This window comes from Sphingomonas sp. Leaf23 (assembly GCF_001421585.1).
In the GTDB taxonomy this organism is placed as follows: Bacteria; Pseudomonadota; Alphaproteobacteria; order Sphingomonadales; family Sphingomonadaceae; genus Sphingomonas.
Genome location: NZ_LMKR01000004.1, coordinates 1 through 13,033 on the forward strand (window position 1 = coordinate 1; position 13,033 = coordinate 13,033).

The 13,033-nt window shown below is 69.2% G+C and carries 10 protein-coding genes; 5 read left to right on the top strand and 5 right to left on the bottom strand.

What is annotated here, in order from left to right:
• Positions 1 to 497 precede the first annotated feature (497 nt).
• The 3 genes from ASE67_RS12375 to ASE67_RS12385 are packed head-to-tail and all read left to right on the top strand — an operon-like array spanning position 498 to position 4,929.
• Positions 498 to 1,583 (top strand): PLP-dependent cysteine synthase family protein, encoded by a 1,086-nt coding sequence (locus tag ASE67_RS12375; RefSeq protein ID WP_235511896.1) that lies wholly within the window; start codon positions 498 to 500, stop codon positions 1,581 to 1,583.
• On the top strand, positions 1,580 to 2,932 hold the full coding sequence (locus tag ASE67_RS12380; RefSeq protein ID WP_055761727.1) for an L-serine ammonia-lyase: 1,353 nt from the start codon (positions 1,580 to 1,582) through the stop codon (positions 2,930 to 2,932). Before ASE67_RS12375 ends, ASE67_RS12380 begins: the two co-directional genes overlap by 4 nt.
• A gap of 11 nt (positions 2,933 to 2,943) precedes the next feature.
• Complete coding sequence (locus ASE67_RS12385) at positions 2,944 to 4,929, top strand: M3 family metallopeptidase (protein WP_235511897.1); 1,986 nt, start codon at positions 2,944 to 2,946, stop codon at positions 4,927 to 4,929.
• 150 nt (positions 4,930 to 5,079) lie between these two features.
• Here the strand turns inward: ASE67_RS12385 and ASE67_RS12390 are convergent, their stop codons facing one another.
• Positions 5,080 to 5,850 carry a bifunctional transcriptional activator/DNA repair enzyme AdaA gene (locus tag ASE67_RS12390; RefSeq protein ID WP_082457114.1) on the bottom strand — a complete coding sequence of 257 codons (771 nt, stop codon included), beginning with the start codon at positions 5,848 to 5,850 and terminating at the stop codon, positions 5,080 to 5,082.
• A 112-nt stretch (positions 5,851 to 5,962) separates the two neighbouring features.
• Here ASE67_RS12390 and ogt point away from each other — a divergent pair, with 112 nt between their 5' ends.
• Positions 5,963 to 6,487, top strand: coding sequence for a methylated-DNA--[protein]-cysteine S-methyltransferase (gene ogt / locus ASE67_RS12395; protein WP_055761733.1), 525 nt, complete (start codon positions 5,963 to 5,965; stop codon positions 6,485 to 6,487).
• A gap of 150 nt (positions 6,488 to 6,637) precedes the next feature.
• Here the strand turns inward: ogt and ASE67_RS12400 are convergent, their stop codons facing one another.
• Both ASE67_RS12400 and uxaC read right to left on the bottom strand, forming a co-directional pair.
• Positions 6,638 to 8,053 (bottom strand): mannitol dehydrogenase family protein, encoded by a 1,416-nt coding sequence (locus ASE67_RS12400; protein ID WP_055761736.1) that lies wholly within the window; start codon positions 8,051 to 8,053, stop codon positions 6,638 to 6,640.
• Positions 8,050 to 9,459, bottom strand: coding sequence for a glucuronate isomerase (gene uxaC, locus ASE67_RS12405; RefSeq protein ID WP_055761738.1), 1,410 nt, complete (start codon positions 9,457 to 9,459; stop codon positions 8,050 to 8,052). The genes ASE67_RS12400 and uxaC overlap by 4 nt, the downstream gene beginning before the upstream one ends.
• A 65-nt stretch (positions 9,460 to 9,524) precedes the next feature.
• Here uxaC and ASE67_RS12410 point away from each other — a divergent pair, with 65 nt between their 5' ends.
• Positions 9,525 to 11,018, top strand: a complete 1,494-nt coding sequence (locus ASE67_RS12410) for a UxaA family hydrolase (protein WP_055762835.1) — start codon at positions 9,525 to 9,527, stop codon at positions 11,016 to 11,018.
• Between the two features lie 276 nt (positions 11,019 to 11,294).
• Here ASE67_RS12410 and ASE67_RS12415 read toward each other — a convergent pair whose 3' ends face one another.
• On the bottom strand, positions 11,295 to 11,819 hold the full coding sequence (locus tag ASE67_RS12415) for a gamma carbonic anhydrase family protein (RefSeq protein ID WP_055761741.1): 525 nt from the start codon (positions 11,817 to 11,819) through the stop codon (positions 11,295 to 11,297).
• A 13-nt stretch (positions 11,820 to 11,832) separates the two neighbouring features.
• Positions 11,833 to 12,993, bottom strand: coding sequence for a histidine-type phosphatase (locus ASE67_RS12420; RefSeq protein ID WP_082457115.1), 1,161 nt, complete (start codon positions 12,991 to 12,993; stop codon positions 11,833 to 11,835).
• Between the last annotated feature and the right edge of the window lie 40 nt (positions 12,994 to 13,033).

Genomic DNA, 13,033 nt, shown 5'->3' on the forward strand with positions numbered 1-13,033 from the left:
GAGCCGACTTAGCTTTAAAACGATCATCACGCACCTTGAATGCGCAAGACCGCAAGCCGCCGCCCACATGTCCCTTCATCTCATCAACAATTTCAAAGAACGTTCCTGCCTCAAACCTCTCGGTTGAAGCGCCAGCGAGCCGGCGATAGGAGGACCGGAACAGAGGCACCAATCAATCGATCGGCACCGCGTTCCGGCTAGAAAAAGAGCAATCTCGCTATCCGCTTCAGCGGAGCGACCCGAAGGTCAGCGAGGCGACCGGCGGGAGAAGCGAAGAGCGTCTCGTCGTCCGGTGAAGCTGCTTATATGGGCGGGTTCGGAAGGCGTCAACAACGTTTTTGCGGTTTTTTCGGTTCCATGCCGTTTTTGTGCGTGGCGGGGCCGGAATATGCCGTGACGTGCCTGTTTCGGACGCCACCTTCCCCACCGGGACCCCGCACGCCATAAGGATTACCCGCGCGCGACGCACGCACCCCCGTATGAGAGGAACCTTCGCCTTGTCCCCCGCCCCTGCCGCTGCACGTCCCGACGACCGCCACTGGACCCGCGAGGCGATCCGGCGACTGGAGGCGGACTTCTGCCGGTCGGCGGATACGCACCTGATCCGGGTGGAGTTGCCCGCGACGCCGGGGATCACCCTCTACCTGAAGGACGAGTCGGTGCATCCGTCGGGGAGCCTGAAGCATCGCCTTGCGCGCTCGCTGATCCTCTACGGGTTGTGCAATGGCTGGATCGAGCGCGATACGGTGCTGGTCGAGGCGACCAGCGGGTCGACCGCGGTGTCGGAGGCGTACTTCGCCCGGTTGCTGGGCCTGCGGTTCGTGGCGGTCGTTCCGCGCAATATAGCCAGCGCAAAGATTGCCGCGATCCGCTTCCATGGCGGCGAAGTGCATTTCGTCGACGACCCGCGCGAGGTCTATGCGGCGGCGCAGGCGTTGGCCGATGCACATGGCGGCCATTATCTCGACCAGTTCACCTATGCCGAGCGGGCGACCGACTGGCGCGGCAACAACAACATCGCCGAATCGATCTTTGCCCAGCTCGCCAAGGAGGATCATCCCGAACCCAGCTGGATCGTGTGCGGCGCGGGCACCGGGGGCACGTCGGCGACGCTCGGGCGGTTCATCCGCTATGGCCGGCACAGCACCCGGCTGTGCGTGGCCGATCCGCAGGGGTCGGTCTTCCACCGCCACTTCGCGGATCCGACCATCACCACGGTCGAGGGCCAATGCTCGGGGATCGAGGGGATCGGCCGCCCGCGCGTCGAGCCGTCCTTCGTTCCCAGCGTCATCGACCGGATGATCGCGGTGGACGATGCCGACAGCATCGGCGCAATGCGCGCGCTCAGCCAGCGGCTTGGCCGGCCGGTCGGCGGGTCGACCGGGACCAACCTCGTCGCCTGCGCCGCGCTGATCGCCGAGATGGCAGCCATCGATGCGGAAGGATCGGTCGTCACGATCCTGTGCGATTCGGGATTGCGCTATAGCGACACCTATTTCGACGATGCCTGGCTGGCCGCACGGGGGATCGACTGGCGCCCCGCAGCGGAGCGTTATGCCGCCGTTCTGGGAGCCGCCGCATGAGCCCGCTCAGCGTCACCGACCTGTTCACCATCGGCATCGGGCCGTCGAGTTCGCACACGGTTGGGCCGATGCGCGCCGCCTATACCTTTGCCACGATGCTGGCCGAGGACGGGATCGTGCCGGAGCGGGTCTATTGCGACCTCTACGGTTCGCTGTCGCTAACCGGGCGGGGCCATGCGACCGATATTGCGGTGCTGCTGGGCCTGTCGGGTGCGACGCCCGAGGGGGTCGATCCCGATGCCGTGGCAGGGATCGTCTCCGGCATCCGGGACGGCAACCTGCTCGACCTGGCCGGCACGATCCCGATCGCCTTCGATGCCGAGCGTGACATCGTGTTCCACCCCGGCTTCCTGCCGGGGCACCCCAACGCCATGGCATGCACCGCCGTACTGGCCGATGGCAGCCGCATCACCCGCCGCTACTATTCCATCGGCGGCGGGGCGATCCGGGCGGAGGGGGAGGCGCCGCCGCGGATCAACCTGACGCTCCCCCATGCCTTTGCCACCGGTAACGACCTGCTCGCGCTGTGCGCCGACACGCGCCAGTCGATCGCCGAGATCGTCGCCGCCAACGAAAGCGCGTGGCGGCCGGAGGCGGAGACGGTCGGCTTTCTCGATGCCGTTCGCGCAGCGATGCTGGCATCGATCGACCGGGGCTGCGCCGGCACCGGCGAGCTGCCCGGCGGGCTGAAGGTCCAGCGGCGCGCGCGGGCGATCCGCGAAAAGCTGCTGGAGCGCGGCCCGCGTACCGACCCCAGCGTTGTGTTCGAATGGGTGAGCCTGTGGGCGCTGGCGGTGAATGAGGAGAATGCCGCGGGCGGGCGCGTCGTCACCGCTCCGACCAACGGCGCAGCGGGGGTGATCCCCGCCGTCCTCAAATATTACGAAACTTTCGTCCACGGATCGACCCGCGCGGGCGCACAGGCATTGCTGATGACGGCGGCCGCGATCGGTTTCCTCTACAAGCAGAACGCCTCCATCTCGGCGGCCGAGATGGGATGTCAGGGCGAGGTCGGCGTCGCCTGTTCGATGGCCGCCGCCGGCCTTGCCGCAGCACTGGGCGCCAGCCCGGCACAGGTCGAGAATGCCGCCGAGATCGGCATGGAGCATAATCTGGGCCTCACCTGCGACCCGATCGGCGGGCTGGTGCAGATCCCGTGTATCGAGCGCAACACGATGGGCGCGATCAAGGCGATCAACGCCGCCTATCTGGCGCTGCACGGCGACGGTCGCCACATCGTCAGCCTCGACCAGGTGATCGAAACGATGCGCCAGACGGGCGAGGATATGAAGAGCCAGTATAAGGAGACCAGCCAGGGTGGCCTGGCGGTCAATGTCGTCGAATGCTGAAGGAACCCGGATTGTCTGCACTTCCCGATTTCGCCGCGATCACCCCCGAGACGATTGCCCCGACGCTCGACGCGCTGCTCGCGGAACGCGACGCGGTGGCCGAGGCTGCCAAGGCGGCGAGCCCGAGCTTTGCCGACACCTGGCTGCCGGTCGAGCAGGCCGATGTCGCGCTCGACAATTTCTGGTCGAGCGTGTGGCACCTCCACGCAGTCGCCGACACGCCCGAGCTGCGCGCGGCGCATGCGGTAGGACAGGCCGTGCTGACCGAGCGGGGCATCGCCGCGCAGCAGGACCGGGCGATGTTCGACACGCTGCGCGCGCTGGAGGTCACGCCGGACTTCGCCACGCTGGACGATGCCGATCGGGTGGCGGTCGAACGGTCGATCCGCGACCGGACGCTGGCCGGGGTCGCGCTGGACGATGCCGCGCGCGAACGGTTCAAGGACGTGGCGACCGAGCTGTCGGCATTGCAGACCGAGTTCGCCAGCGCGGTGCTGGACGCGACCGATGCATGGACGCTGCACGTGACCGACGCAGCGCGGCTGGCCGGGCTGTCGGATGCCGACCGGGCGATGATGGCCGCCGCCGCGCAGGCACGCGGGCTGGAGGGCTGGGTCGTGACGCTGCAACAGCCGAGCGTCGTCGCCGTCCTGACCTTTGCCGAGGATCGCGACCTGCGGGCGCAAGTCTATCGCGCCTATGGCACCCGCGCGTCGGACCAGGGGCCGGATGCGGGGAAATTCGACAATGGCCCACGCATCCGCCGCATCCTCGAACTGCGGCATGAGGCTTCCCGGCTGCTCGGCTTCCCCGATCCCGTCGCCCGCTCGCTCAGCACCAAGATGGCGCCCGACGTGGGTGAAGTGCTGGCATTCCTGCGCGACCTGGCCACGCGGGCGCGGCCCCATGCCGAAGCGGAGATCGCCGAGCTGCGCGCCTTTGCCGCCGAGCATCTGGGGATCGAAGACCTGCAGCCATGGGACGTCGGCTTCGTCAGCGACCGGCTGAAGCGCCATGCCCATGCGATCGACCAGTCGGTCATCAAGGCGTATTTCCCGGTCGACCGGGTGCTGTCCGGATGGCGTGACCTGCTGGGACAATTGTTCGGGCTGACGCTGACCGAGCGGCGCGACGTCGCGACCTGGCATCCCGATGCGCGCTATTACGACGTCGCTGACGACACCGGGGTATTCGCCGGGCTGTACCTCGACCTGCACGCGCGGGCCGGCAAGAAGGGCGGCGCGTGGATGGCCCCTGCCCGGCCCTATCTGGCCGATGCCAGCCTGCCGGTCGCGTATCTGGTCTGCAACTTCGCGCCGACCGGCGGGGAGACGCCGCTGTTGAGCCATGACGACGTGACCACGCTGCTGCACGAGACGGGGCATTGCCTCCACCACCTGTTCACCCGCGTCCCCCGGCCCGACATTGCCGGGACGACCGGGTTCGAATGGGACGCGATCGAGCTGCCCAGCCAGTTGATGGAGGATTTCGCGTGGGAGCCCTCCGTACTCTCCGCCATGTCGGGGCATGTCGACACCGGCGAACCGCTGCCGCGCGACCTGTTCGACCGGATGCTGGCGGCACGGCGGTTCGGGTCGGGCATGTTCCTGGTCCGGCAGATCGAGTTCGCGATGTTCGACCTGCTGCTGCATCTGGGCACACAGGGCGACGATCCGATGGCGGTGATCGAGGCGGTGCGCGACGAGGTGTCGGTGGTGCGCCCGCCCGCATGGCATCGTTTCCCCCACGCCTTCGCGCATATCTTCGCCGGGGGCTATGCGGCGGGCTATTACAGTTACCTTTGGGCCGAATTGTTGGCGGCGGACGGCTTTGCCGCGTTCGTCGAGGCGGGGACGATGGACCGGGCGACCGGCGACCGGCTGCGCGAGACGGTGCTCGCCCAAGGCGCGGTGCGACCGGCGATCGACCTGTTCCGCGCGTTCCGCGGGCGCGATCCCGATCCGGCGGCGATGCTGGCGCGGCACGGGCTGGTCTGAGGCCAAAGTTCACAAAGTTCACACTCGCGCGCAATTTGCGCGCGAGTGTGGCGTTCGGGGTTTGGCGGAAACCCTCTGCTTTGATGACGACCGGCGATGCGAAAGACCGGTCGTCATCGTGACCGCCTGGCCCGCTGTAGGAAAGCGCTTTCAGCCCCCGGCGAACACCGCGCGTTTCGCGGCGGCGATCGCACGGCCGAGGGCGGGAAGCGGGACGTCGGTCAGGGTGATGCACAGCTTCCGCCCCCTGCCCGGCGTCACTTCGGCATGCCCCTCCGGCAGCGCAACCTGCACCGCGCCGGTGGGCACGAAATCGGGTCGATGGGCGATGGTGACGGCGATCGGCGCGGCGGGATCGGGCAAAGTGGCTTCGCGGCGGAGCGTCGAGGGGGCGCGGCCGAACGCCGCCTGGAACGCTTCGTTGAAGCGGCGCACGCTGCCATAGCCGGCGGCGAAGGCGATGTCGGTCAGGGCCAGGCGCGTGTCGTGGACTAGATGCTTGGCGAGGTGGAGCCGCCGCGTCGCCTCGACAGCGAGCGGGGTCAGGCCCAGATGCTCGACGAACAGCCGGCGCAAATGGCGGTCGCTCATGCCGAGACGATCGGCGAGGTCGGCGACGCTGCCTTCGGCCAGCGCGCCGTCATCGATCAGCCGCAGCGCGCGGTGGATCGAGGCGAGCGTGCCTGCCCAGGCCGGGCTGTCGGGTGCGGTTTCGGGGCGACAGCGCAGGCAGGGGCGATAGCCCGCCGCCTGCGCCGCCGCCGCGCTGGTATAGAAGGCGACATTGCCGCGCTCCGGCGTGCGTGCCGGGCACACCGGGCGGCAATAGATGCGGGTGGTGCGCACGGCGGTGAAGAACAGCCCGTCCATCGCCGGGTCGCGCCGCGCAATCGCGGCATAGCAGTGGTCGGGGTCGAGCATGGCGCGAGTGTAGCCGTGCGGCCGATGGTGACTAGCGGAAACCGGACATAGCCGTGACACGATGTCCGCTTTCCGCTGGCAGCATCGCCCGGCGAACGGCAGGGTTGCGGGCATGACGCAACTGCTCCTGTCCGAAACCCTGCCCAGCCCCGTCGGCGCGATCACGATCCTGACCGATGACGATGGCGTGCTGCGCGCGCTGGAGTTCGAGGACCATCACGACCGGATGGAGCGGCTGTTGCGGCTACACTATCCGCAGGGGTGGCGGATCGAACCGGCGGTCGGAGCGAGCGACGCATGGCGCGCGCTGACCGCCTATTTCGCGGGCGACCTGTCGGCGATCGACACGCTGCCGACCGCGACCGGCGGCACCGCGTTCCAGCGCGCGGTATGGGCGGCGCTGCGCGACGTGCCCGCCGGACGGACGGTCGCCTATGCCGACATCGCCGCCGCGATCGACCGGCCGAGCGCGATGCGCGCCGTGGGGATGGCCAACGGGTCGAACCCGATCGCGATCGTCGTGCCGTGCCACCGGATCATCGGGCGGTCGGGGCAGCTGACCGGCTATGCCGGCGGGCTGGCGCGCAAGCAGTGGCTGCTGGCGCATGAGGGGGTGGCGACGGGACTGCTGGTGTGAGCCGTGCCCCCGCGCAGGCGGGGGTCCAGAGCCAAGCAAGATAGCGGTTCGTTTGGAACCCTGGACCCCCGCCTGCGCGGGGGTACGCTGCGCGACATCACCGGACTAGCGGCGATACTGCCTGAACTTCCGCCTGCGCGGGGGTTCGAATTATGCCAGCGCCGCCGCCAGATCCCCGCCCGGTGCCAACGCGGCATAGGCCCGCTCGACCGCCGCGACGAAGGCGGCGTCCGCGCCCAGATCGCCGAACACCTCGCCCATCGCCAGCAGCGCGCGTACATTCCCGGCACGCGCCAGCAGCGCGTCGGCGCGCGGATCGACCAACGCTTCGCCGCTCGCCTTGCGATGGTCGAGAAACCGGAACCATGCCGCGATCGGCACGGCCAGCCGCGCGACCGGCCGGCCGGCGGCGCGCGCGTCGCGGATCGTGTCGCACAGGCGGTAGGGCAGCTTTTGCGAACCGTCCCACGCGATCTGCGCCAATTGATGCGCGATCGCCGGATTGGCGAAGCGCGCCAGCACGTCGGCGATATAGGCCGGCAGGTCCATTTCGGCGGGTGGCACAATCGACGGCGCGATATCCTCGCGCATCAACCGTTCGGCAAAGGCGGCGAGCGGGGCACAGGCCATCGCGTCGCGCACCGTTGCCAGCCCCATCAGGATGCCGAGATAGGCGAGCGTCGAATGCGCGCCGTTGAGCAGGCGCAGCTTCGCATTCTCGAACCCGCGCACGTCGCGGGTGAACTGCGCGCCGGCAAGGTCGAACGGCGGGCGGTCGCCGGCGAAGTCGTCCTCGATCACCCACTGGCTGAACGCCTCACGCTGGATCGGCCACGCATCGTCGAGGCCGGTGGCGGCACGCACCGAGGCGCGCAGTGCGTCGTCGCTCGCCGGCGTGATCGAATCGACCATTGTGGAGGGGAAGCGGACATGATCGTCGATCCAGGCCGCCAGATCGGGATCGCGCGCGGCGGCAAGATCGCGGACGGAGCGGCGGAAACGATGGCCATTGTCCACCAGATTGTCGCACGCCAGCAGCGTGATTGCCCCGCCGCCCGCCGCGCGCCGCGCCGCCAGCCCGGCGACCAGCCAGCCCGACAGCGTGGACGGCTCCGCCCCGGTCAGCTCGCGGACGATGGCGGGGTGCTCCAGGTCGAGCGCACCATGCGCGTCGAGGTGATAGCCCTTCTCGGTCACCGTCGTCGTGACCAGCCGCGTGGTCGGCGCAGCGATGCGCGACAGGATCGCATCGCGGTGCGACGCGGTCAGCAGCCCGACGATCGATCCGATGACGCGGTGGCGTGTCTCCACCCCCAGCAGCGCCAGCGTGTAGAGGCCGTCCTGCGGCGCCAGCGCATCGGCCACCCCGGTAGAATTGAGCGCAACCGCGCTGATCGCCCAGCGGGGGTCGCGGCGCAGGATGCCGTCGACATAGGCCGCCTGATGCGCGCGGTGGAACGCACCGGGGCCGATATGAACCATGCCCGGCGTCAGGCTGGCGCGGTCATAGTCCGGCCGCGCGACCTCAGGCGGCAGTGCGCCAAGCGTAGCGTTGGACAGCCTCACAGCTTGTACGCCCGCTTGACCAGACCATAGGCGAGGTCGTGCGCGACCTGGTGCGCCTCCGCTTCGTCCAGCCGGTGTTCGGCGACGAGGCGTGCGAGGAACGCGCAATCGACGCGGCGGGCGACGTCGTGCCGTGCCGGGATCGACAGGAAGGCGCGGGTATCGTCGTTGAACCCGACGGTGTTGTAAAAGCCGGCGGTCTCGGTCGTTGCCTCGCGGAAGCGGCGCATCCCCTCCGGACTGTCGTGGAACCACCATGCCGGCCCCAGCTTCAGGCAGGGATAGTGCCCGGCCAGCGGCGCCAGTTCGCGGGCATAGGTGGATTCATCCAGCGTGAAGAGGATGATCGTCAGGTCGGTCGAGGTGCCGACGACATCGAGCATCGGCTTCAGCGCCGCGACATAATCGGTGCGGGTCGGGATATCGGCACCCTTGTCGCGGCCATAGGCATCGAACAGCCCGCGATTATGGTTGCGGAAGGAGCCGGGGTGAATCTGCATCACCAGCCCGTCGTCGATCGACAGCCGCGCCATTTCGGTCAGCATCTGCGCGCGGAACAGTTCGGCATCGGTCGCGTCGGCGGTGCCGGCAATGACCTTCGCGAACAGCGCCTCGGCCTCGGCGCGCGACAAATTGGCGGTGCGCGCGGTAGGGTGGCCGTGATCGGTCGAGGTTGCACCGGCCGCGATGAAGTCCTGCCGCCGTTTGGCGTGCGCGCGCAGATAGCCGGTCCAGTCGTGAACGTCCTCTTGCGTCAGGTCGGCGAACTTCGCCAGCGCCGGGCGAAAGGCCTCATGCTCGCAATCGATCACCGCATCGGGGCGATAGGCGGTGACGACCCGCCCGCCCCAGCCGCTGGCGCGGATCGCGCGGTGATCGTCGAGCGGGTCGTCGGCCCCCTCGGTCGTCGCCAGCAGCTCGATCCCGAACCGGTCGAACAGCGCGCGCGGGCGATAGGCGTCGGTCGCCAGCGCTTCGCCGATCCGGTCGTAATATTCGTCGGCATTGGCCGCGCTCAGCGCTTCGTCGAACCCGAATACCGCGCCGAACACATGATCGAGCCACAACCGCGACGGCGTGCCACGGAACAGATGCTGGTGGGCGGCGAACACGCCCCACGCCTTGCGCGGATCGGCGACGATCGTTCCGTCGCGGCGCGGCACCGCCAGATCGTCGAGCGCGACGCCCTGGCTATACAGCATCCGGAACAGATAATGGTCGGGCGACAGCAGCAGCTCGGTCGCGTTGGCCCATGGCCGGTCGGTCGCGAACCATGCCGGGTCGGTATGGCCATGCGGGCTGATGATCGGCAGGTCGCGGACGGTGCCGTACAGGTCACGGGCAATGCCCCGCGTCGTCGGGTCTGCGGGCAACAGGCGGTCGGGATGCAGCAGCAGCGCGGTCATCGAAATCTCCTCAGGGGCATCGATGCGACATTGTGCCAGCGCTGGCAACGGTCTAATTATCGATGATGGCCGACCAGAATCCCGCCCGCGCCGTCCGGGTCGATCGCGACGATGACGTCGCGCTGTTGCTCGATTCCGTCGCGGCGGGGGACGTGGTGCGCGTCGACGATGCGGCGGTGGTGGCGCGGGAGGATGTGGCGAAGGGGCACAAGATTGCAGTGCGCGGCATCGCAGCGGGTGCGCCGGTGCGCCGCTATCGCGCGGCGTTCGGCATCGCCACGGCGGACATCGCGCCGGGCGCGCACGTCCATGTCCATAATGTGCGGACGGCGCTGTCGGGCGAGGATGCCTATCGCTACGCCCCTGCCCTGCCGCCGGCCGCCGCCGCCCGCGCCGAACCGGGCTTTGCCGGCTATGTCCGTGCCGATGGCAGCGTGGCCACGCGCAACGAAATCTGGGTGTTGCCGACGGTCGGCTGTGTCGGGCGGCTGGGCGAGCGGATCGCGGCGCAGGCGGGCCCGCGCCATGCCGGGCGGGTCGATGGGGTCCATGCGTTCAACCATCCGTTCGGCTGTTCGCAGCTGGGCGACGACCTGAACCGCACGGCGGCGATCCTGGCGGCGCTGGCGTGCAATCCCAATGCCGGCGGGGTCGTGCTGCTGGGGCTGGGGTGCGAATCGAACCAGTTGGATGCGATGCTCGCCCGGCTTCCTCCGCAAATGCTGCCGCGCGTACGGACGGTGCGGGCGCAGGCGAGCGCCGACGAATTCGCCGCGGGCGTGGCGGCGGTGGACGCACTGGCCGAAGCGGCGCAGGCGACGCGGCAGCCGGTGCCGCTGTCGGCATTGCGGCTGGGGGTGAAGTGCGGCGGGTCGGATTCGATGTCGGGGCTGACCGCCAATCCGCTGATCGGGCGGATGACCGACCGGGTGGCGGCGGCGGGCGGCAGCGTGCTGATGACCGAAATCCCGGAGATTTTCGGGGCCGAGCGATTGCTGATGGCGCGCTGTGCCGACGAAGCCGTGTTCGACCGGCTGGTCGAGGTGACCAACCGCTTCAAACGCTATTTCCTCGACCATGGCGAACCGGTGTCGGAAAACCCCAGCCCCGGCAACATCGCGGGCGGGATCACCACGCTGGAGGAAAAGTCGCTGGGCGCGGTGCAGAAGGGCGGGCTGGCGACCGTGACCGACGTGCTCGACTATGGCGAACCGGTGCGGAAGCGCGGGCTGTCGGTGGTCGACGGGCCGGGCAACGACGCGGTGTCGACGACCGCGTTGGCGGCGGCGGGCGCGACGCTGACGCTGTTTTCGACCGGGCGCGGCACGCCGCTGGGGTCGCCGGTGCCGACGATGAAGATCGCGACTAATCGCGACCTGGCGACGCGCAAGGGCGGGTGGATCGACTTCGACGCGAGCGTGGCGCTGGACGATGGGCAGGAGGCGGCTGCCGATCGTCTGCTGGCGAAGATCGTGGCGGTGGCTTCGGGGGAGCCTGCGCGCAACGAGGTGAACGAGGAACGCGCAATCGGAATCTGGAAGTCGGGGGTTACGCTGTAGTGCCTTCGTCACCCCGGACTTGATCCGGGGTCCCGCTTCTTACCAATGACAGAGAAAGAAGCGGGACCCCGGATCAAGTCSGGGGTGACGTGGTGGAGCGTTCAGCGCTTACGCTCGATCAGCACCGCCTGTTGCCAGCGGCTGGCCGGTTTGTCGGCGCGATGCATGCAGCCGGGCCAGCAGCAAGGGCGCTTTTACCCGCGACCAGTTCGGCGGAGAGGGCGTCCGCCAAATCTTCCGGCACCTCATGAACCAGATCGGGCGAAAGCGGCCGGATCATGCGACCGGGCGCAGCGCCCCGCGATAGTGCTTAGCCTTTTCCACATAGACCGCCGCCGACAGCTTCAACCCCGCCAGCTGTTCGTCGGTCAGCGTCTTGACCGCCCGCGCCGGCGCACCGACGATCAGGCTTCCCGGTGGAAAGGTCTTGCCCTCGGTCACCAACGCCCCGGCGCCGACCACGCAGTCCTCGGCGATCACCGCGTGGTTCAGTACGGTCGCGCCCATGCCGATCAGCACCCGGTCGCCTATGGTGCAGCCGTGCAGCACCGCGCGGTGGCCGATGGTGCAGTCCTCGCCCAGGGTCAGCGGCGCACCGGGATCGCTGTGGAGGACCGCGCCGTCCTGCACATTGCTGCGCGCGCCGATGGCGATGACGCCATTGTCGGCGCGCACCGCCGCGCCGAACCAGACGCTGGCCCCCGCCCCCAGCCGTACCGCGCCGATCAGGTCGGCGGACGGCGCAACCCAGCTGTCGGGGGCAAGGTCGGGCACGGCATCGGCAAGGGCGTAAATCGGCATGGGCGCGAGGCTATCACCCCGTGACGACGGGGGCGAGTTTCGCGCGCAACAATTTGTCGAACCGGTCGAGCGGACAGCGCTTCGCACAACCGGGGATGGCGATCGGCCGGTCGACGACGGTCGCCGCGCCGGCACGGATCGCATCGAGCGGCTGCACGCGATAGGACAGCGTGACATAGGGCCCGCGCGCATCGCGACGGCGGGTCAGCACCAGCGCGCCGCCCGGCGCCGCATCGTTCAGCGCAAAGCCCGGCGCGTCGAGATCGACGCCCAGCGCCGCCGCCAGCGCGGTGACGTTGGTGTCATGCCCGACCAGCACGTCGAGGCGCGGGCCGGTCGGCGCGGTGAGCGTCTTCAGCATGTGATCGCCCAGCGGCCCCGCCTGATGCGCGGCCATGTAGGGTGCGCGGGTGAAGACGTCGAACAGCGCGGCGTGCAGCGCCCCCAGCCGCTTGATCGTCACCGCATCGGCGCGGCCGAAGCCGACATCGCGCATCGGCATCCCCTCGGCATATTGCAGCAGGATCACCTGCGCGGTGCCCGACGTCGCGCGGATCGGCCCGGTGAAGTCGACACCGCGTCCGTCGGCGCTGGGCTTCAGCGTCGCTGGTCCCGGCGTCGAGCAACCGGCGGGCAGGCCGCAGCCGAGCACCCGGTCGAGTTCGCGGATCGCAGCAGCATGGCGCGCAGTCAGGCCGTTCACGCCGCCGGTATAGGCAGTGATCGCCGCCACCGCTTTCGTCGCATCGAACGCGGTCGCCCCGGCACGCAGCGGTTCGAACAGCGGATCGACCTGCCCCGCCGGCAGATGATCGACCGGCAACTTGCAGCCCGGTGCCAGCGCATCGGCATAGGCGCGGCCGGTGGCGATGGTGCGTTCGGGCGTATTGGTGTGGATGCGGACGGTGCCGGGCTTCGGACAGCCGGTGGTGCCCAGCCAGTGGCGGTCGTGGCGGGCGAGCTGCGCGATCGCCTTCGCGCCGTGCGGGGTCAGGAACTCCGGCGCGACCGGCCATGCGGGCCATTCCCCCGCGACCTTGGTGTCGAGCGGCGCTTCGCCCGTGATCGGCGCGCGGACGCCGTGGCGCATCAGCATTACGACCCGCTCCACCTTGTCCTGCGCAGCGGCGGGCAGCGGGGTCAGCAGCGTGGCGGCGAGGAGCAGAAGGCGCATGGTCGGTCCTTGTGGTTCGATAGGTCCATACCCCCGCGCA